The 20974-nt window shown below is 72.5% G+C and carries 16 protein-coding genes and 1 tRNA gene; 7 read left to right on the top strand and 10 right to left on the bottom strand.

Annotated features, from left to right (window positions below; translation table 11 throughout):
• Positions 1–49: 49 nt before the first annotated feature.
• From rpmE to argS, 9 genes are all read right to left on the bottom strand, one after another.
• Positions 50–262, bottom strand: coding sequence for a 50S ribosomal protein L31 (gene rpmE / locus DB033_RS03425; RefSeq protein ID WP_111765460.1), 213 nt, complete (start codon positions 260–262; stop codon positions 50–52).
• 156 nt (positions 263–418) lie between these two features.
• The gene (locus DB033_RS03420) at positions 419–886 is read right to left on the bottom strand and encodes a PPOX class F420-dependent oxidoreductase (RefSeq protein ID WP_205843626.1); all 468 of its coding nucleotides are present in this window, start codon (positions 884–886) and stop codon (positions 419–421) included.
• Positions 887–888: 2 nt separating this feature from the next.
• On the bottom strand, positions 889–3105 hold the full coding sequence (rho, locus tag DB033_RS03415; protein WP_240615713.1) for a transcription termination factor Rho: 2217 nt from the start codon (positions 3103–3105) through the stop codon (positions 889–891).
• A gap of 433 nt (positions 3106–3538) precedes the next feature.
• Entirely contained in the window at positions 3539–4474 is a 936-nt protein-coding gene (thrB, locus tag DB033_RS03410; RefSeq protein ID WP_157970485.1) for a homoserine kinase, read from the bottom strand.
• A gap of 10 nt (positions 4475–4484) precedes the next feature.
• On the bottom strand, positions 4485–5576 hold the full coding sequence (gene thrC, locus DB033_RS03405; RefSeq protein ID WP_111765458.1) for a threonine synthase: 1092 nt from the start codon (positions 5574–5576) through the stop codon (positions 4485–4487).
• A gap of 82 nt (positions 5577–5658) precedes the next feature.
• Positions 5659–6966: a homoserine dehydrogenase gene (locus tag DB033_RS03400; RefSeq protein ID WP_111765457.1), complete on the bottom strand. Its 1308-nt coding sequence runs from the start codon at positions 6964–6966 to the stop codon at positions 5659–5661.
• The gene (locus DB033_RS03395) at positions 6963–7241 is read right to left on the bottom strand and encodes a hypothetical protein (protein ID WP_157970484.1); all 279 of its coding nucleotides are present in this window, start codon (positions 7239–7241) and stop codon (positions 6963–6965) included. Before DB033_RS03395 ends, DB033_RS03400 begins: the two co-directional genes overlap by 4 nt.
• A complete protein-coding gene (gene lysA, locus DB033_RS03390; protein ID WP_111765455.1) occupies positions 7238–8704 on the bottom strand; it encodes a diaminopimelate decarboxylase in 1467 nt (488 codons plus the stop codon). Before lysA ends, DB033_RS03395 begins: the two co-directional genes overlap by 4 nt.
• Complete coding sequence (gene argS / locus DB033_RS03385) at positions 8701–10371, bottom strand: arginine--tRNA ligase (protein WP_111765454.1); 1671 nt, start codon at positions 10369–10371, stop codon at positions 8701–8703. Before argS ends, lysA begins: the two co-directional genes overlap by 4 nt.
• Positions 10372–10860: 489 nt before the next feature.
• Here argS and DB033_RS03380 point away from each other — a divergent pair, with 489 nt between their 5' ends.
• The 5 genes from DB033_RS03380 (at position 10861) to DB033_RS03360 (ending at position 15484) form a co-directional block, all read left to right on the top strand.
• The gene (locus DB033_RS03380; RefSeq protein ID WP_240615712.1) at positions 10861–11817 is read left to right on the top strand and encodes a DUF3105 domain-containing protein; all 957 of its coding nucleotides are present in this window, start codon (positions 10861–10863) and stop codon (positions 11815–11817) included.
• Positions 11814–12815 carry a DUF305 domain-containing protein gene (locus tag DB033_RS03375; RefSeq protein WP_111765453.1) on the top strand — a complete coding sequence of 334 codons (1002 nt, stop codon included), beginning with the start codon at positions 11814–11816 and terminating at the stop codon, positions 12813–12815. Before DB033_RS03380 ends, DB033_RS03375 begins: the two co-directional genes overlap by 4 nt.
• Positions 12816–12931: 116 nt before the next feature.
• The gene (locus tag DB033_RS03370; RefSeq protein WP_111765452.1) at positions 12932–13210 is read left to right on the top strand and encodes a DUF1490 family protein; all 279 of its coding nucleotides are present in this window, start codon (positions 12932–12934) and stop codon (positions 13208–13210) included.
• Entirely contained in the window at positions 13210–15399 is a 2190-nt protein-coding gene (locus DB033_RS03365; protein ID WP_111765451.1) for a heavy metal translocating P-type ATPase, read from the top strand. The genes DB033_RS03370 and DB033_RS03365 overlap by 1 nt, the downstream gene beginning before the upstream one ends.
• A 13-nt stretch (positions 15400–15412) precedes the next feature.
• Positions 15413–15484 (top strand) — tRNA-Arg (locus DB033_RS03360).
• 325 nt (positions 15485–15809) lie between these two features.
• Here the strand turns inward: DB033_RS03360 and DB033_RS03355 are convergent.
• Positions 15810–16913: a winged helix DNA-binding domain-containing protein gene (locus DB033_RS03355; RefSeq protein WP_157970483.1), complete on the bottom strand. Its 1104-nt coding sequence runs from the start codon at positions 16911–16913 to the stop codon at positions 15810–15812.
• Between the two features lie 73 nt (positions 16914–16986).
• Here DB033_RS03355 and DB033_RS03350 point away from each other — a divergent pair, with 73 nt between their 5' ends.
• Complete coding sequence (locus DB033_RS03350) at positions 16987–18354, top strand: MFS transporter (protein WP_111765449.1); 1368 nt, start codon at positions 16987–16989, stop codon at positions 18352–18354.
• 162 nt (positions 18355–18516) lie between these two features.
• A complete protein-coding gene (locus DB033_RS03345) occupies positions 18517–20907 on the top strand; it encodes an ATP-binding cassette domain-containing protein (RefSeq protein ID WP_111765448.1) in 2391 nt (796 codons plus the stop codon).
• Positions 20908–20974 lie beyond the last annotated feature (67 nt).

Here is a 20974-nt window from a genome sequence, read left to right as displayed (position 1 = left end):
AGCGCCCGCCCTGCCCTCCGGAGAGGGCTGGACGGGCGCTGGGAGACAGCTATCGGGTGCGCTTGCCGTAACGCGCCTCGAAGCGGGCGACGCGCCCACCGGTGTCGAGGATCTTCTGCTTGCCGGTGTAGAACGGGTGGCAGTTCGAGCAGACCTCGACGGCGATGGTGCCGTCGGCCTTGGTCGACCGCGTGGTGAACGAGTTGCCGCAGCCGCAGCTGACGGAGGTCTCGTGGTAGGTGGGGTGGATCCCAGCCTTCATGACAGTTCCTCTTCTCGGTGTGGTCGCCGGGTCGATCCGTCCCCCCTGACGGCAGGGACTGCAGCACTGCTGCGGGATCGTGAACCGGAACCGGTGGACAGTCGTCCAGTGTGCCAGATCGGCCCACGGTCAGTCCAAACACGACGGGTGTCGCCGCTATTCCCGGTCGGGACCGGTGGTTCCCGGACGTGGATCCGGTGCGTCCAGGGTGATGGCGAGACCGCCCTGGGGGCGGCGATCGAACCACGCGCCGATGACGCTGGACAGCACGGTGACCCGGCCGGCGACGCCGTACTTGGCGCGGATCCCGGCCAGCAGGGCCGGCAGTTCGGCGTCGTCGAGCAACCGGGCGCGGGCGGGCACGGCCGTGCCGCGGGGCTCCCCCCGGGTGGAGCACGGCACGACGGTGACGGCGGCGTCGCGGCGGATCCGCTTGTACTTACCGCTGGTGGGGTTCGTCCACACGAGCAGCTCGTCCCCGTCGCGGACGGTCCACACCGGGGTCGCCACCGGGGTGCCGTTCTTCCGGAAGGTGGTGAGCAGCACGGTGCGGGCCTGCCCGAGCAGGTCGAGCACCGCCCCCGCGGGCGCCTGGCCCGCGGGGGTGTGTCCGTGCGGCGACACGGTCAGTCCCGGTCGGCGTTCGGGGTGGTGGCGGCGACCTGCATCAGGAACTCGACGTTGCTGCGCGTCTTGCGCAGGCGGCCGAGGACCAGGTCCAGCGCGGCCTGCGACTCCAGCGCACCGAGGACCCGACGCAGCTTGATGACGACGGCGTGCTCGTCGGGCGACATCAGCAGGTCCTCCTTCCGGGTGGAGGACTGGTCGATGTCGATGGCCGGGAAGACCCGCTTGTCGGCGATCCGGCGGTCGAGCTTGAGCTCGGCGTTGCCGGTGCCCTTGAACTCCTCGAAGATGACCGTGTCACCGGCGGAGCCGGTCTCTACCAGCGCCGAGGCGAAGATGGTCAGCGAGCCGCCGTTCTCGATGTTGCGCGCCGCACCGAGGAACCGCTTCGGCGGGAACAGCGCGGTCGAGTCGACACCACCGGACAGGATGCGCCCGGACGCCGGGGCGGCCAGGTTGTAGGCGCGGCCGAGCCGGGTGATCGAGTCGAGCAGCACGACGACGTCCTTGCCCATCTCGACGAGCCGCTTGGCCCGCTCGATGGCCAGTTCCGCGACCTGGGTGTGGTCGGCCGGCGGGCGGTCGAAGGTGGAGGCGATGACCTCCCCCTTGACCGACCGCTGCATGTCGGTGACCTCTTCCGGACGCTCGTCGACGAGGACCACCATCAGGTGGCACTCCGGGTTGTTGGTGCTGATCGCGTTGGCGATGGCCTGCAGCACCGAGGTCTTGCCGGCCTTGGGCGGCGACACGATCAGTGCGCGCTGCCCCTTGCCGACCGGCATCACCAGGTCGATGACGCGGGTGGTGAGGATGTGCGCCTCGGTCTCCAGGCGGAGCCGCTCGTTCGGGTACAGCGGGGTCAGCTTGGTGAACTCGGGCCGGTTCTTGGCCTGCTCCGGGTCCAGGCCGTTGACCGAGTCGAGCCGGACCAGTGCGTTGAACTTCTGCCGGGCGGCCTCGTTCTCCCGGGGGGCCCGGACCGCGCCGGTGATCGCGTCACCGCGGCGCAGGTGGTGCTTGCGGACCTGCGAGAGCGACACGTACACGTCGTTGGACCCGGTCAGGTAGCCGGAGGTCCGCACGAACGCATACGAGTCGAGGACGTCGAGGATGCCGGCGACGGGCAGCAGCACGTCGTCGTCGCGGACCTCGGTGTCACCCGGGGTCTCGGTGAAACGCTCGCGGCCGCGGCGGTTCCGGTCGCGGTAGCGGCGGCCCCGGCGGGTGCCGTCGCCGTCGAAGTCGTCGTCCTGGTCGCGCTGCGTCTCGCGGCTCTGCGCCGAACGGTTCTGGTCGCGGTTGGACCCGTTGTTCTGGCTCCCGTTGTCGCGCTGGGTGTTCTGCCGGGGCTGCGACCCGCGGTCGGCGCCGTCGGCGGTCTCCCCCGCACCGTCCGCCGGGCGGTCGCGGTCACGGCGGTTGCGGCGGTTGCGGCGGCTGCGGTCGCGGCTGGGGAACTCGTCGGATCCCGATCCGTCACCACGGTCGGTGCGTTCGCCGGAGCGGTCCCCGGTGTCGCCGCCCGCCTGGTCGCGACGGGTGTCGCCGTCCTGACGGGAGCGGGTGTCGCCGTCGTTCGCGCGGGCACCGGTGTCGCCGCCCGCCTGGTCGCGACGGGTGTCGCCGTCCTGACGGGAGCGGGTGTCGCCGTCGTTCGCGCGGGCACCGGTGTCGCCGCCGTCCCGGGCGGGGGCGTCGCCGCCGCCGTCGTGTTCGGACCGCGGACGCGCGGGAGCCTCGCCGGTCCGGCCGCGGGTGTCCGCGGCCGCGGTGTCCTGCGCGGATCCGCGCTGGTCGCGACGCGGGGCGTCGGCGGCCGAGGCCTCGACGGCCGGGGCGGGGGCTGCAGGCGCACCGGTGGTCGCTGCGGCGTCGGTCTCCGGGCTGCCGGCCGGTCGGCTCGCGCTGCGACGGGCCCGCGGCGGGCGCTGGGTGCCCTCGGCCGGGGCCTGGGCGGCCGCCGGCGCCTGTCCGGTGGCCGGAGCCTGGGTCGGTGCCTGGCCGGCGGCGGCGGTGTCGCCGGTGCGCCCCTCACCGCTCTGACGGGCGGAGATGGCGGCGATCAGGTCGCCCTTGCGCATGGCCGAGGTGCCCTTGATGCCGAGCCGGCTGGCCATCGCCTTGAGATCGGGCAACACCATGCCCGTCAGGCCCTTGCCGCGGCCCGACGATGCGGTCTGCGGGGTATCGAGCAGCTCCGTGGTCTCGCTCACGAAGATCCTTCCTGTTCACCGGCAGTGGATGCCGGTGGGTTGTGCGCCGCGGTGAGTACTGCCGACGGCTGCCAGTCCACGCCCAGACCTGACGTGGGAGGAGTGATGGTCGCGTCCGGTGCGTGCACGGCGTACCGGTCCGGTGCGGTGACGCTGCGCCGGTGTACGGCGGTACGGACACGCGGCTGACGCGAGGGGAATCCAGAGATAGAGATCCAGGAGTGTGCTGTGTGCAGAGACCGCCGGACCCGGAGGCGCGAGCGGATGGTGGAGAACGATCATCGATCGGATCGACCGGCTGTTCCGACCGGAGGTCACCCACCCCTTGCCGACGATCGAGTTCCACTGTAATGGTGTTCGGTCCACAGTGACAACACCGGCTCCGGTGTGTCCCCGCCGACCCCATCAGCACAGATCGGGCGCCGGCCGGGGATCAGCGCGGGTCGCCGACCTCGGACGGCACCTCGACGGTGACCTGCGCGCCGACCTGGTCGACCTCTATCTCCTCGGCGACGAACCCGACCGGCTGCCACGCGTGCACGTCCAGCGGCCGGTCCAGGATGGCCAGAACGGATGCGCCCGCGCCGGAGATGACCGCGGGGATGCCGGCGGAACGCAGCTCGGCCACGAGTTGTGCGGATTCGGGCATCGCCGCCGCCCGGTAGCTCTGGTGCAACCGGTCGACGGTGCCGTCCATCAGGTACGCCGGGTCGTCGGTCATCGCGTGCAGCAGCACCGCGGTCGCGGCGGAGTTCGCCGCGGCGTCGGCGTGCGGGATGACCGCGGGCAGCATCGCCCTGGTCGTCTTCGTCGACGAGTGCGACGGGGCCGTGAACACGACCAGCCGGATCTCCGGGTGCACCTCGTGCCGGATGCACCCGACGCTGCCGTCCTCCCGGACCCACGACACGGTCAGGCCGCCGAACACGGTGGGGGCCACGTTGTCCGGGTGGCCCTCCATCTCGGTGGCCAGCCGCAGCACGTCCTCGCGGCCCAGCTGGGCGCCCGCGGGGACCAGCTCGCGGGCCAGCAGCATCCCGGCCACGGTGGCGGCGGCCGACGAACCCTGGCCTCCCCCGTGCGGGATGCGGTTCTCGCACGTCAGGTCCAGGCGGTGCGCGGGTTCGCCGAGCTCGGCGAACAGCCGGGCGGCCGCACGGACCACCAGATGGGTCTCGTCGCGCGGGACCTCGTCGGCGGCCACGCCGGTCACCGTGACCAGCGTGGGCCCGTCGGTCAGGCGTGCCCGGACGTCGTCGTAGCGGCCCATCGCGATGCCGAAACTGTCGTAGCCGGGGCCGATGTTGGCCGACGTGGCGGGGACCCGGACGCAGACCTGGCGGCCGTCGTACCCGGCGGCGCCGGTCACACCGACCACGTCACGACAGGTCCAGCGCGGCCGCGACGGCCTCGGAGTCGACCGGGATGACGGTCGGCAGCTCCATGGTCGCCAGCGCCACGTCGGGGTCCTTCAGGCCGTGTCCGGTGACGGTGCAGACCACGGTGGAGCCCTTCGGCAGCCGCCCGTCGGCCGCGGTCATCAGCAGGCCGGCGATGGATGCGGCCGAGCCGGGCTCGACGAACACCCCCTCGGTGCTGGCGATCAGTCGGTAGGCCTCGAGGATCTGCTCGTCGGTGACCGCGTCGATGAGACCGTTCGACCGGTCGCGCGCGCCGATGGCGCCGTCCCAGGAGGCGGGCGCGCCGATCCGGATGGCGGTGGCGATGGTCTCCGGGTGCGGTACCGGGGCGCCGTGCACCAGCGGCGCGGCCCCGGCGGCCTGGAAACCGAACATGCGCGGCAGTGAGTCGATCAGGCCGTCGGCGTGGTATTCGACGTAGCCCTTCCAGTACGCGGTGATGTTGCCGGCGTTGCCGACCGGCAGGATGTGCACGTCGGGGGCGCGGCCGAGGACGTCGCAGACCTCGAAGCTGGCGGTCTTCTGGCCTTCGATGCGGGCCGGGTTGACCGAGTTGACCAGGCCGATCTCCGGGTGGTCGATCACGACCTTGCGGGCGAGCTCCAGGCAGTCGTCGAAGTTGCCCTGGATCTGCAGGATCTTCGCCCCGTACGCGACGGCCTGCGCCAGCTTGCCGGCGGCGATCTTGCCGGTGGGGATCAGGACGGCGCTGGTCAGCCCGGCGCGGGCGGCGTAGGCCGACGCCGCGGCGGAGGTGTTGCCGGTCGAGGCGCAGATCACGGCCTTGGCGCCGCCGGCGGCCGCGTGCGTGACGGCGACGGTCATCCCGCGGTCCTTGAACGAGCCGGTCGGGTTGGCGCCCTCGATCTTGAGGAAGACCTCGCACCCGGTCCGGCGCGACAGCGCGGGGGCCGGCAGCAGCGGCGTCCCACCTTCGAACAGGGTGATGATCTCCGCCCCCTCGGGGACGGCGACCCGGTCGGCGTACGCCCGGATCAGGCCCGGCCACCGGGAGTGGGTGCCCAGTGCGCGTTCGGTGAGTCCGGTCATCGCGTCGTCTGCTTTCTGCCTGTGCTCGGTCGTCGGTGCTGGTGTGTGCTCGTGCTGCTGTGGGAGTGCCGGTCCCGTCGGACTACTCGGAGACGACCCGCATCACCGAGTTGACCTTGCGGACGGCGTCCATCCCGCTGAGCCGCCGCACGGTCTCGGTGAGGGCCGCCTCCGGGCCGCAGTGGGTGACGATCACCAGCGTCGCGTCGTTGCCGGTGCCGGCCTGCCGGACAGTGGAGATCGAGATGCCGAGGTCGGCGAAGCACTGCGCGACCTGGGCCAGCACCCCGGCGCGATCCTGGACGTCCAGCGAGATGTGGTACTGACTGGTCACCTCGCCCAGCGGCTGGTTGGGCAGCTCCGCGTAGGCCGACTCCCGCGGACCGCGGGCGCCGACGACGGTGTTGCGGGCGACCGTCACCAGGTCCCCGAGGACCGCCGAAGCGGTGGGGGCGCCGCCGGCACCGGGACCGTAGAACATCAGCTGACCTGCCGCTTCCGCCTCGACGTAGACCGCGTTGTACGCCCCGTCCACCCCGGCCAGCGGGTGGGTGCGTGGCAGCATGACCGGGTGCACGCGGGCCGAAACGGCCTCGCCGGTCGGCGTGGTGATGCGCTCGCAGATCGCGAGGAGCTTGACCGTGCAACCGATCTCGCGAGCGGCGGCGATCTCCGCGGCGGACACCCCGGAGATCCCCTCGCGGTAGACGTCGTCGGCGTTGACCCGGGTGTGGAAGGCCAGCGAGGCGATGATGGCGGCCTTGGCCGCGGCGTCGAAGCCCTCGACGTCGGCGGTCGGGTCGGCCTCGGCGTACCCGAGCCGGGTGGCCTCGGCCAGCGCGGCTTCGTACGTGGAGCCCGTGCTGTCCATGGCGGACAGGATGAAGTTGGTGGTGCCGTTGACGATGCCCATCACCCGCGAGACGCGGTCACCGGCGAGCGATTCGCGGATGGGCCGGATCAGCGGGATGGCCCCGGCCACCGCGGCCTCGAAGTACAGGCCCGGTCCCCCGGCGTCGGCCGCCGTGAAGATCTCCGGACCGTGCGCCGCCAGCAGGGCCTTGTTGGCGGTGACGACGCCGGCACCGCGGCGCAGCGCGGTCAGCAGCAGCTCCCGGGCCGGGTCGAGCCCGCCCATCACCTCGACGACCACGTCGACGTCCTCGCGGGCGACCAGCGCCGCCGCGTCGCCGGTGACCAGGTCGGCGGGCAGCTCACGGTGCCGGTCCGGGTGGCGCACGGCCACCCCGACCAGTTCCAGCGGGGCGCCGACGCGGGCCGTGAGCTCGGCGGCGTTCTCGGTCAGCAGCCGCACGACCTGGGAACCCACCACGCCGCAGCCCAGCAGGGCGACGCGGACGGTGCGGCCGGACTTCGCGGGGTCGCTCATCGGCCGCGGCCCGCCTGCTTGGTGGAACGCACCAGGAGCACCGAGAACACCAGCAGCGCGACGACCGTGAGGACGGCCAGCACCGCGATGGTGATCTTGAGCCAGGGCGCCATCGTCGGCTGCACCAGCACAACCACGATGAGGACGGCGGCCAGCACCAGCAGGACCATCCCCACCGCGAGGGACGGCTGCTGCGGGCGCGGCGGTGTCGTCCCGGGCGCGGGCCCGGCTCCGGTGGTCCCGGCGTTGTCGGGGTCGTGTGCAGGCGTGCTCACCATGTCTCCAGTCGCATCAGGTCGTCGTCGGTCTCACGGCGCAGCACCGTGCGGTCGGCGCCGTCGCGCACGGCGACCACGGCCGGGCGCGGCACCCGGTTGTAGTTGCTGCTCATCACGTAGCAGTAGGCCCCGGTGGCGGCCACCGCGATCAGGTCCCCCACGGCGATGTCGGACGGCAGGTAGCAGTCCCGCACGACGATGTCGCCGCTCTCGCAGTGCTTGCCGACCACACGGCTGGTCATCGGCGGGGCGTCCGACGTGCGCGACGCGAGCGTGACGGTGTACTCGGCGTCGTACAGCGCGGTGCGGATGTTGTCGCTCATCCCGCCGTCGACGGAGACGTAGCGGCGCACCATCCCGCCGTCGAGCACGACGTCCTTGATGGTGCCGACCTCGTAGACGGTGACGGTGCCCGGGCCGACGATGGCCCGGCCGGGCTCCACCGCGATCCGCGGGACCGCGATCCCGGCCAGCTGCGCCTCGCGGGAGACGATGTCGGCCAGCGCCTTCGCCATCACGTCCGGCGGCGTCGGGTCGTCGGCCGAGGTGTAGGCGATCCCGAGGCCGCCGCCGAGGTCGAGCGTGGTCAGGGTGTCGGCCAGTTCGGGGTGCTCGGTGACGGTGTCGGCGAGCAGCCGCACCACCCGGTGGGCGGCGACCTCGAACCCGGCCGGATCGAAGATCTGCGAGCCGATGTGGGAGTGCAGTCCGACCAGCCGCAGGCCGGCGCAGGCCGCGATCCGGCGGATGGCCTCGGCGGCGTCGCCACCGGTGAGCGAGAAACCGAACTTCTGGTCCTCGTGCGCGGTGGCGATGAACTCGTGGGTGTGCGCCTCGACGCCGACCGTCACCCGGACCATCACCGGGATCGGCTCCAGGGTGGCGGTGGACCCGTTGCGTGACGCGGCCTCCCGGACCGACCGGGACGGTTCGTCGGCCCGCTCCAGTGCGAGCTCGGCCAACCGGGCGATCTCGTAGTACGAGTCCACCACGATCGCACCGATGCCCGCGTCGACCGCGGTGCGCAGCTCGCGCTCGGACTTGTTGGAACCGTGGAACGCGATGCGCCCGGCCGGGAAACCGGCCCGCAGCGCGACCGCGAGCTCGCCCTCGGAGCAGACGTCCAGGCCCAGGCCCTCGTCGTCCAGCCAGCGCGCGATCTCACCGGACAGGAAGGCCTTGGACGCGTAGTGCACGGCCGCCGCCGAGCCGAAGGCGTCGGCGAAATCGTGGCAGCGGGAACGGAAGTCGGCCTCGTCCATTACCATCACCGGCGTCCGGTGGGTGGCCGCGAGGTCGCGCACATCGACGCCGGCCAACCGCATCTCACCGTCCGGACCGCGAGAGATGTTGCGCGGCCACACCTTCGGGTCCAGGGTGTTCAGGTCGCGCGGCGGCCCGGAGCTGTGCCGCTCCTGGACGACGTCGGCGTGCCGCGGCCCGGCCGGATGCGCCCTCACATCCGCTCCGGGGCCGAGATGCCGAGGATGGCCAGTCCGTTGGCCAGGACCTGGCGGGTCGCGGCGCACAGCTGCAGCCGGGCCTGGGTGGACGCGTCCGGCGCCTCGTCACCCATCGGCAGCACCCGGACGGCGTCGTAGAACTTGTGGTACGCCGACGCCACCTCCTCCAGATACCGGGCCACCCGGTGCGGCTCGCGCAGGTCGGCCGCGGTCGCCAGCACCGCCGGGAACGCCGCCAGCTGCGCGAGCAGGTTGGACTCCTGCGGAGTGTCGAGCAGGGCCGCGTCGTAGTCGCCGCCGACGGTGATGCCCAGATCGGCGGCGTTGCGCGCCAGCGACGCCAACCGCGCGTGGGCGTACTGGACGTAGAAGACGGGGTTGTCGTTGGTCTGGCGCGTCCACAGGTCCAGATCGAGATCCATGGTGGTGTCGACGGAGTAGCGGATCAGGGCGTACCGCGACGCGTCGATGCCCAGCGCGTCGATGAGGTCGTCCAGGGTGATCACGGTGCCGGCGCGCTTGCTCATCCGGACGGGCTGCCCGCCCTGCACCAGGTTGACCATCTGGCCGATCATCACCTCGACGGTGTCCGGGTCGTCGTCGAAGGCGGCCGCGGCGGCCTTCAGGCGGGCGATGTAGCCGTGGTGGTCGGCGCCCAGCATGTAGATGCACAGGTCGAAACCGCGTGAGCGCTTGTCCAGGAAGTAGGCGAGGTCACCGGCGATGTAGGCGGGATTGCCGTCGCTCTTGATGACGACGCGGTCCTTGTCGTCGCCGTACTCGGTGCTGCGCAGCCACCAGGCACCGTCCTTCTCGTACAGGTGGCCGCTGGCCTGCAGCCGGCCGACCGCGGCGGTGACCGCGCCCGAGCTGTGCAGCGAGTCCTCGTGGAAGTAGACGTCGAAGTCGGTGCGGAAGGCGTGCAGGGTGGCCTTGATGTCGGCGAACATCAGGTCGACCCCGGCGCGGGCGAACACGGCCGTCGCGGCGTCGTCGTCGAGCGTCGCGACCTCCGGGTGGGCGGCGGTGACCTTGTCCGCGATCTCGGTGATGTACGCGCCGCCGTAACCGTTCTCGGGGGTCGCACGGCCGCGGGCGGCGGCCAGCAGGGATCCGGCGAAGCGGTCGATCTGGGCACCCGCGTCGTTGAAGTAGTACTCACGCACCACGTCCGCGCCCTGGGCCGACAGCACCCGGCCGAGGGCGTCGCCGACCGCGGCCCAGCGGGCGCCGCCGATGTGCACCGGACCCGTGGGGTTCGCCGAGACGAACTCCAGGTTGATCCGGGAGCCGGCGAGTGCGGTCCCCCGGCCGTAACCGTCCCCGGCGGCGACGATCTGGCCGACGATCGCGCCCGCGGCACTGGTGTCGAGCCGGATGTTGAGGAATCCGGGGCCGGCGATCTCGACCGCGGCGATGCCGTCGGCACCGGCCAGCTTGTCGGCGATGGCCTGGGCGATGTCGCGTGGCTTGCGGCCGAGTTGGCCGGCCAGCTTCAGCGCGACCGAGGTGGCGTAGTCGCCGTGCTCACGGTTGCGGGGGCGTTCCACCACGACGTCGGGGATCCGAGCCGGGCCGGCGCTGTCCGCCGGGAGGTCGCTCAGGTCGGCCAGCGCCGCCACGAGCGCAGCCTGGATGGCGGCCGAGAGTTGTGCGGGGTTCACCCCCCCATCTTAGGAAGGTCCGACCGGCAATTCTGACCGCCGGAACACTCCAGGTGGTCCGGCCGACCGGCCGTGGGGCCGTCCGCGCGGACCGGTGGTGCCGACGGGAGGAATCGAACCTCCCGCATCGCCCATGCTCGACTGCCGCGTTGGTTCACAACGCCGTCTGTCGGTGTCTCCACCAGCGCATCCAGGGTCGGCTACTCCCTACAACACACCATCGGGGTGATTTCTTCCCCATCGGCCGACCCGGGTCGAGCGTGCGGCGTTGCCATCGTCACACTCCGCAGCGGTGCGTCCGGGCGCGTCCGGCGTCCGGGTGGGGGTCCCGGGCCCGCCGCGGCTCACATGGAACCCACCGGTGACGGTGACCATCCCGCGACCCGCCACCTCGTAGGATGGGTGGCCGTTGCCGACGTGGGGGCCGTTGCCGCTCCTCCGTCGTCCCCCCGATTCCGTGATCACCAGCAGAACGAGGTCCTGTCTTCCATGATGGCCAGTGGTAAGAACGCGAAGAAGGCACGCCGCGAGCTGCCGGTGATCAACCAGCGGGAGGGTCTGCCCTGGCTGACCATCACCGCGGTCACCGTGATCGTCGCGCTCGCCGCGACCATCTTCTTCGTGGTCTTCAACGCCCGCGAGGACAAGAACCAGGCCGCCGAGGTGCTCGCCCCGTTCGTGCCCACGGCGGAGAACCAGGACCCGGCGGCCGGCATCGAGGGCGTCTTCACCGGGGCCGCCGACACCTACAAGGTCGGCCTGCACGTCACGCCCCCGACGCGGGTGGCCTACGACCGGTTCCCGCCGGTCGGCGGCCCGCACGACGCCGAGTGGGCGGCGTGCAACGGCGTGGTCTACGAGGTCCCCGTCCGTAACGAGAACATGGTCCACACGCTGGAGCACGGCGCCATCTGGATCACCTACAACCCCGACACCATCGGCGACCAGCTGGACACCCTCCGCGGTCTGGTCGAGGGCAAGCAGTACATCACCCTGAGCCCCTACCCCGGCCTGGACTCCCGCATCTCGCTGCAGGCCTGGGCCCACCAGCTCAAGGTCGACTCGGCCGACGACGGGCGCATCCAGCAGTTCATCACCGCGTTGCAGCGCAACCAGTTCCTGACGCCCGAGGTCAACGGCACCTGCGCGCAGCCGACCTTCGACATCGCGAACCCCCCCGCCTTCGACGCGACCCCGCCCGGGGCCGACGCCGTGCAGATGGACGGCACCGGCGGCGCCAGCGGAGCGGTTGTCACCCAGGACAGCGCCGAGGCGCAGGGTGAGACCGCTCCCGAGACCGGCATGACGGAGTCCGGCACCGCGGACCCGGCCACCACCTCGGCCGAGGCCGTCCCGACCGGCGACACCGCCCCGGCGGCGACCGGCACGGAGTCCTCCGACACCGCCGAGACGACCGAGCCCTCCGTGGCGGCGACCACCGGATGACCTCCGGCGCACCCACCCCCGCGCGGGATCTCGACCCGGTACCGGTGACCGCACCCGCACCGTCCTCGGTGTTCCAGCGCTGGGGCCGCGGCGGCACCGGGCTCGTCCTCGCCCTGGGTGCCGTGGTGATGCTGCTCATCGGCGGCACCGTGGGTCTGGCCCTGGGCAACGCCGCCGCGCCGTCGTCGGAGTCGCTGACCCGGCCGGCGGCGGACTCGGTCGACGTCGGTTTCCTGTACGACATGTCGGTCCACCACGAGCAGGGCGTGGAGCTCGCGCACCTGGTGCAGCTCAACGGCGGCCGCGCCGAGGTCGCCGGTATCGGCTACGACATCGAGTACCAGCAGACCTCGCAGATCGGCCAGATGGGCGGGTTCCTGCAGCTCTGGGGGTACTCGCTGAACAACCCCCGACCGCTGATGGCGTGGATGTCGGCCGCCGGTGGACACGACATGGGCGGCATGGCGGGCATGCCCGGGATGACCGGCGCCGATCCGATGGCGGTCGCCACGACCATGGACCGGGCGTCCGTCGCCGCCGGCGCGTTGATGCCGGGAATGGCGACGCGGGCCGAGGTCGACCGGCTCAAGACGCTGCGCGGGGACGCCTCGGACGCCTATTTCCTGCAGCTGATGATCCGCCACCACGAGGGCGGCGTGCCGATGATGGACTACGCCGCCACCTACGCCACGAACCCGGTGGTCAAGAACATGGCACTGAAGATGGCCCAGGGGCAGGTCGCCGAGATCGCGTCGATGACGTCCCTGCTCCGGCAGACCTACGGCGAGCAGCCGCTGGCGGTGGGCGCCGCGCCGGTGGCGTCGGGATCGTCGGGGGCGGCCGGCTCCCCGACCGCGTCGGACAGCGGCGCCACGACCGCGGACGGAGACGCGATGACCGGCATGACCGGCATGACCGGCATGACCGGCATGACCGGCATGACCGGCATGACCGGCATGACCGGCATGACCGGGATGACCTCCGCGCCCAGCTCCTGAGGGCGCCGCCGCCGTCTTCCGGTCGGGGCCGTCGTACCCCCGCGCTTGTTGGTGTTGATAACAGTTATCAGCAATGATCGTGGGGCGGCGTGTGTCGCCAGACCGGAAGGACTCCCATGATCCAGGCAGTACTCGGCAAGGCCGTCGGCGCGGTGATCAGCGGCGTCGCCGGTGTCACCGTGGTCAACGCCGCCCGTAGCGGACGGCTCGGCCGCGTCGCCCACCAGGCCGCCGTCGGCGTCACCGCCGCCGGGCTGCGGGCCGTCCGAGCCGCCGAGCACGGCGCCGAGAACACCCGTCTCGTCGCCGCCGACATCGTCGCCGAGGCCAGGGAGAAGGTCGGCGAGCAGGCCACCCCGCCGGGCGCCCCGACCGTCCACGACCACCAGCACTGATGCGTGTCGTCGCCCACGCCGGCGGCCGGCTGCGGCTGACCGCGGACTGGCTGCGCTGCGCCACCGCGCGGGCCGTCGTCGTCGAGGATCTGGTCGCCACCAGGCCCGGGGTCCGGGCGGTGCATGCCTATCCGCGGACCGGTTCGGTGGTCGTCTGGTTCGACCCTGACCGCACCGACGTCGAGGCCGTCCTCGCCGGTATCGGCGACGCGCGCACCCACGTCCCCGCCAGGCCGGTCGACCGGCTCCCCCGGTCGGCCGACGTCGGCAATCGCGACCTGCTCCGGATGGTCGTCGGCGGCGCCGCTCTGGTCCTGCTCGGCCTCCGCCGCTACGGCCTGCGGCGCCCCGCCGTGCTCGGTCCGCGCAGCCGCACGGTGGCCACCGGGGTGACGCTGTTCACCGGCTACCCGTTCTTCCGCGGCGCGCTGGCGACGTTGCGCGGCCGGCGCACCGCCGGGACCGACGCGCTGGTGTCGGCCGCCACGGTGGCGTCGCTGCTGCTCCGCGAGAACGTCGTCGCGCTGACCGTGCTGTGGCTGCTCAACATCGGCGAGTACCTGCAGGACCTCACGCTGCGCCGGACCCGGCGGGCGATCACCAGCCTGCTCACCGGCACCCAGACGTCCATCTGGACCCAGGGCCCGGACGACACGGAGCAGCGCGTCGACATCGCGGTGCTGCGGCCGGGTGACCACGTCGTGGTGCACGAGCAGATCGCGCTGCCGGTGGACGGCGTCGTCGTCACCGGTGACGGCATCCTCGACCAGAGCGCCATCACCGGGGAGAGCCTGCCCGTCACCGTGACTGCCGGCGACGCGGTGCACGCCGGCAGTGTGCTGCTCCGCGGCCGGCTCGTCGTGCGGGCCACCGCGGTCGGCGCCGAGACCGCCATCGGCCGGATCATCAGCCGTGTCGAGGAGGCGCAGGCCGACCGGGCACCGATCCAGACCGTCGGCGACAACTTCTCCCGGCGGTTCGTCCCCCTGTCGTTCGCGGTGGCGGCGGCGACGCTGCTGGTCACCCGGGACGTGCGTCGGGCGATGACGATGCTGCTCGTGGCGTGCCCGTGTGCGGTCGGCCTTGCCACGCCGACCGCGATCAGCGCGGCGATCGGCAACGGCGCCCGACGCGGCATCCTCATCAAGGGCGGCTCGCATCTGGAGGCGATGGGCCGGGTCGACGCGATCGTGTTCGACAAGACGGGCACCCTGACCGAGGGTCGGCCGGTGGTGACCGAGGTGATCTCGTTCGCGTCCGACTGGGAGCCCGAGCGGGTGCTGGCGTACGCGGCGAGTTCGGAGATCCACTCGCGACACCCGTTGGCGCAGGCGGTGATCCGGTCCACGGAGGAGCGGCGCATCTCGATCCCCGCGCACGAGGAGTGCGAGGTGCTGCTGGGCCTGGGCATGCGGACCCAGGCCGACGGCCGGGTGCTGCTGCTGGGCAACTCGACGCTGCTGGCGCAGGAGGGCGTGACCGTCGGGGACGACGCCCGCGGCTGGGTCGCCCGGCTGCAACGGCGCGCCGAGACCCCGCTGCTGCTGGCGGTGGACGGCTCTCTCGTCGGGCTGGTCAGCCTGCGTGACACGGTGCGTCCGGAGGCCGCCCGGGTCCTGGCCCGGCTGCGGGCGGACGGAGTCCGCCGCATCGTCATGCTCACCGGGGACCACGCCGACACCGCCGCCGTGGTCGCCGCCGAGCTGGGCATCGACTCGTGGCACGCCGAGGTGCTCCCCGAGGACAAACAGGCCATCGTGCGGGAGCTGCAGGCCACCGGTCACACGGTGGCCATGGTCGGGGACGGCACCAACGACGCCCCGGCGCTGGCGCTGGCCGACATCGGGATCGCGATGGGCCTCGGCGGGACCGACGTCGCCGTGGAGACCGCCGACGTCGCGCTGGCCAGTGACCGCCTGGACGCGGTGCTGGAGCTGCGTGACCTGAGCCGGCACAGTGTCGGGTTGATCCGGCAGAACTACGGCATGTCCATCGCGGTCAACGCCGTGGGCCTGGCCGTGAGCGCGGCCGGCGCACTGTCGCCGGTGCTGGCGGCCATCCTGCACAACGCGTCGTCGGTCGCCGTGGTCGGCAACAGCTCGCGGTTGACCCGCTACCGGGTGCCCCGTGGCGACACCGGTGTCGCCCGGACGGACGAGGTGGCAACCGGCGCCCCGACTGTCGGGTAGTGTCATCTCTCGCGCCCCCGTAGCTCAGGGGATAGAGCACTGCCCTCCGGAGGCAGGTGCGCAGGTTCGAATCCTGCCGGGGGCACCGAGAGATCGGCCCTCATCGGCGCCACGCGACACCCTCGGGCCACCGGCCCGGGGGTGTTCTGCGTTTCCTGGGCGGTCCGTCCCCGTCCGCGGTCCCGGTCGGCGGCGCCTGTCGCGTCGGAGGTCGGGGCGGGCCCCGCCGGCGGCACAGTGTCGGACCGGTTCTCTACGCTCGTGGCCGTACCGCCCGGGGCCCGCCGGCGGTGCTCACGAGGGAGCTCGCCATCGACGGCACCATCACCACCGTCCACGGGGTCCGCGGACGGCGCGACGACGCCCCACAGCCACCGGACACCCGACCGGCGGCACCCGTCCGTCCCCGGTCATCCGTCGACGGCGACGGCCACCTCGGACACCCCGATCGCGGCGGCGTAGCGGCGGGCCGCCCGGGTGAGTTCGTCCGGATCGAGTGCGCGACCGGGGAACGGGACGACCGTGACCGTCACGCCACCGCGGGTCAGGGTCCGCCGCCAGGTGCCCGCCACCACGCCGTCGACCACCACGCACGGCGCGAAGATGCCGTTGGCGCCGGGAACGATCCGGTCGGCGAAGGCAGTGGGCAGCACGGCGGAACGGTCCTGGTAGCCGAGCAGGAACTCGTCGAAGCCGGCCAGCAGGGCGACCCCGGACGCGCCGGCCGCCGCGGCGGACCCGTCCGGCGCGGTCAGCAGCCGGTCCCCCGTCGGGTCGGGCACCGCGCCGGCGGCGGTGAGCCGCCGCCGGGCCTCGGTCAGCGTGCTGCCGCACCACCAGGCGAAATCGCGGTCGGTGCACGGCGCGTGGCTCTGCAGGTAGCGGCGGGCCAGCTCGGCGCCGGGATCGGCCGGGGTCGCCCGACGTTCCGGTGGCACGTGGCTGTCCAGGTCCACGACGGTCTGCTGGCGGCCCGCCATCGGACCGATCGCCACCACCCGCTGCAGTGCCAGGTTCCAGAGCAGGTGGTAGCCGCGCTGGCCGTCGACCGGGATCCCCGCGTCCGTCCACAGCGCCATCACCCGCGGCCTGTCCCACACGTCCCCGTCGGTCAGCGCGGCCACCAGCACCTCACCGGCCCGGGCCAGCTCGTCGTCGGTGATCCCGAGTTGACGTCGGCGGGTCGCCGCGGTCGTGGCCATCCGGTCGGCCGACAGCGCCACCATCCAGTGCGCGTCCTCGGCGGCCACCCAGTGCAGGGTGCCGCGCATCGGCCAGGTCCGCAGGATCCGGCCGTCCGTCGCGGCCGCCGCCACCCGGGCGGTCGACGGCTCGCGCATCCGGGAGGCCACCGCCCACAGCGACTGACCGTGGTCCTGGGCCTGCACCGCACCCAGCCACCGGACCACGTCGGCGGGGTCGGCCGGTCCGCTGCCGTCGGGAAGCAGCTGTGACCGCCACCGCCGCCGGCCGATCCCGGTGGTTCCCGCGGTGTCCGCCGGTGCGTGTTCCATGCCCGACGACGGTAGGCCGCCGGTGACCCGGCCGGTCGAGCCCCCAGCTCCCCCCGCCCCGGGCACCGCCCCGATGACCCCGCTGCAGCGGCAGGTCCTGGTGGTGGCGATCCTGGCCAGCTTCGTGGCCTTCCTCGACGGCACCGTGGTGAACGTGGCGTTGCCCGCCATCGTCGGCGACCTGGGTGGCGGGCTGACCATCCAGCAGTGGGTCCTCGACGCCTACCTGATCACCCTGGGATCGCTGATCCTGCTGGCCGGATCACTGTCCGACCAGTTCGGCCGGGTCCGCATCCTGCGGATCGGCCTGCTCGGTTTCGGGGTGACGTCGGTGCTCTGCGCCGTCGCGCCGGGCGGACTGTTCCTGGTCGTGGCGCGGGGACTGCAGGGCGCGGCGGGCGCCCTGCTGGTGCCGTCCAGCCTGGCCATGGTCATCGCCGCCCTCAGCGGACCGGCGCAGAGCCGGGCGATCGGGCGCTGGACGGCGTGGTCGGGGGTCGCCGCGATCGTGGGGCCGCTGCTCGGTGGGGTGTTCGTCGACGCGGTCTCCTGGCGCTGGGTGTTCGGCATCAACGTGCTGCCCATCGCCGTCACCGTGGTCATGCTCGCGCGGTTGAACCGCGCCGATCCCCACGTACCGCCCGCGCACCGCGTCCCGGTGGACTACCTCGGCGCCGCGCTCGGTGCCACGGGGCTGGCCGGTCCCGTCTTCGCGCTGATCGAGCAGGGGCGGTTCGGCTGGCACTCGCCGGTCGTCTACCTGCCGCTGGTCCTGGGATCGGCCTGTTTCGCCGCGTTCCTGCTGGTCGAACGGCGCAGCCGGCACCCCATGCTGCCACTGGAGCTGTTCGGGGTGCGCAACTTCTGGGTCGGCAACCTCGCCACCGTGGGCATCTACGGGGCGCTGTCGCTCGGCTCGTTCGCCGTCACGCTCTTCCTGCAGCAGGTCGCCGGGTTCACCGCCACCGCGGCCGGGGTGGTGCTGATGCCGGTGACGGTGATGATGCTGCTGCTGTCGTCGGTCTTCGGCGGTCTCGCCGGGCGTCTCGGGCCGCGGCTGTTCATGGCGGCCGGACCGGTGATCGCCGGCGTGGGCTACCTGCTGATGCTCGGCGCCGAGGTGCCGTTGCAGCTGTGGACCCAGCTGATGCCGGGGATCGTGGTGTTCGGTGTCGGACTGGCCGTCACCGTCGCCCCGTTGACCTCGGCCATCCTGGGCGGCATCGCCGAGCGGCACGCCGGGATCGGCTCCGCGGTGAACAACGCCGTCTCCCGGGTGGCCGGCCTGGTGGCCATCGCCTTCGCCGGAGTGATCGCCGGCGGCGTGCTGGACCTCGACGGCTTCCACCGCCTCGTCGCGTGGACCGCCGGCCTGCTCATCACGTCCGGGTTGCTCGCGGCCGTGGGCATCACCAACCGGACCCGCCGGGACGCGGGGTGACCGGGGAGCCCACCGGCGTCACGGCGCCGGGGTGTCGCCGACCGGTCCGGAATCGAGAAGCCGACCGGACCGGGGCGGATCTAAGGTGACCTCCACCAGCAGTTCGAGCCACCGCGCGTCCCGGTCCGACGGCCGCGGTCCCGCCCCCCGCAGGGAGATCCGATGACCACCCGCACGACGACCGAGGACCGTGCCGCCGGGCGGCACGCCGCCGACTCCCACGACCTGATCCGGGTGCACGGTGCCCGGCAGAACAACCTGAAGAACATCGACGTCGAGCTGCCCAAGCGGCGGCTGACCGTGTTCACCGGGGTGTCCGGGTCGGGCAAGAGCTCGCTGGTCTTCGGCACCATCGCCGCCGACTCGCAACGACTGATCAACGAGACCTACAGCGCCTTCCTGCAGGGTTTCATGCCGACGCTGGCCCGCCCGGACGTCGACGTGCTGGACGGTCTGACGACGGCGATCATCGTCGACCAGCAGCGGATGGGCGCCGACCCGCGGTCGACCGTCGGCACCGCGACCGACGCGAACGCCATGCTGCGCATCCTGTTCAGCCGGCTCGGGCAGCCCTACGTCGGCTCTCCGCAGGCGTTCTCCTTCAACGTCGCCTCCATCAGCGGCGCCGGCGCGGTGGAGACGGAGAAGGGCGGCCGCACCGTCAAGGAGCGCCGCAGCTTCAGTGTCACCGGTGGCATGTGTCCCCGGTGCGAGGGTCGCGGGTCGGTCTCCGACATCGACCTCACCCAGCTCTACGACGACAGCAAGTCCCTCAACGAGGGGGCGGTGTCCATTCCCGGCTACAGCATGGAGGGCTGGTACGGCCGGATCTTCCGGGGCTGCGGGTTCTTCGACGCCGACAAGCCGATCCGCCGGTTCACGAAGCGCGAGCTCGACGACCTGCTCTACAAGGAGCCCACCAAGATCAAGGTCGAGGGCATCAACCTGACCTACACGGGGCTCGTCCCCCAGATCCAGAAGTCCTTCCTGTCCAAGGACGTCGACGCGATGCAGCCGCACATCCGGGCGTTCGTGGAGCGGGTGGTGACGTTCGGCGTCTGCCCGGAGTGCCACGGCACCCGGCTGACCGAGGCCGCGCGCTCGTCCAAGATCGACGGGATCAGCATCGCCGACGCCTGCGCCATGCAGATCACCGATCTCGCGGGCTGGGTGGCGGGGCTGACCGAACCGTCGGTGAAGCCGCTGCTGGCGTCGCTGCGACACCTGCTCGACTCGTTCGTGGCCATCGGGCTCGGCTACCTGTCCCTGGAGCGGCCGGCCGGCACGCTGTCCGGCGGCGAGGCGCAGCGGGTCAAGATGATCCGGCACCTCGGGTCGTCGCTGACCGACGTCACCTACGTCTTCGACGAGCCGTCGGCCGGGCTGCACCCGCACGACATCCAGCGGATGAACGACCTGCTGCTGCAGCTGCGCGACAAGGGCAACACGGTGCTGGTGGTCGAACACAAGCCCGAGATGATCGTCATCGCCGACCATGTGGTCGATCTCGGCCCGGGGGCCGGGAGCGCCGGCGGCGAGGTCTGCTTCGAGGGCACGGTCGAGGGCCTACGGGCGTCGGGCACCCTGACCGGCCGGCACCTGGACGACCGTGCCCGCCTGAAGGACACCGTCCGGACCCCCACCGGGGCATTGCGGATCCGCGGCGCGTCCGCCCACAACCTGCGCGACGTCGACGTCGACATCCCGCTCGGGGTGCTGGTGGTGGTCACCGGGGTCGCGGGTTCGGGCAAGAGCTCGCTGGTCCACGGTTCCATCCCGGCCGGGGCGGGGGTCATCTCGATCGACCAGGGCGCCATCCGCGGGTCCCGGCGCAGCAACCCGGCCACCTACACCGGGCTGCTCGAGCCGATCCGCAAGGCGTTCGCCAAGGCCAACGGCGTCAAGCCGGCCCTGTTCAGCGCCAACTCCGAGGGCGCCTGCCCGAACTGCAACGGCAACGGTGTCATCTACACCGACCTGGCGATGATGGCCGGGGTGGCCACGGTCTGCGAGGTCTGTGAGGGCCGCCGCTTCGACGCCTCGGTGCTCGATTACCACCTGGGCGGCCGCGACATCAGCGAGGTGCTGACGATGTCGGTGGCGCAGGCGTGCGCCTTCTTCGCCGCCGGCGAGGCGAAGGTGCCGGCCGCGCACCTGATCCTGCAGCGGCTCGTCGACGTCGGCCTCGGGTACCTGACGATCGGCCAACCGCTCACCACCCTGTCCGGCGGCGAGCGCCAGCGGCTCAAGCTGGCCACCCACATGGGGGGCAGGGCCGGCACGTACGTCCTCGACGAGCCCACCACCGGCCTGCACCTGGCCGACGTCGAGCAGCTGCTGGGGTTGCTCGACCGACTGGTGGACAGCGGCACGTCGGTCATCGTCGTGGAGCACCACCAGGCGGTGATGGCCCACGCCGACTGGATCATCGACCTCGGCCCGGGCGCCGGTCACGACGGCGGCCGGATCGTCTTCGAGGGCACCCCGGCGGCACTGGTCGCCGACCGGTCCACGCTCACCGGCCGGCACCTGGCCGCCTACGTCGGCGCCTGAGCCGGGCTCCCGCCGGTGACGACCCGGCCGCCGTCGGCAGGCGGCGCCGACCCGGCCGGCACCCGGC

Origin of the sequence: Nakamurella deserti, from assembly GCF_003260015.1 — a bacterium.
Lineage (GTDB): Bacteria > Actinomycetota > Actinomycetes > Mycobacteriales > Nakamurellaceae > Nakamurella > Nakamurella deserti.
The sequence above is the reverse complement of the archived record's forward strand: the minus strand, read 5'-3'. Positions and strand labels throughout refer to the sequence as shown.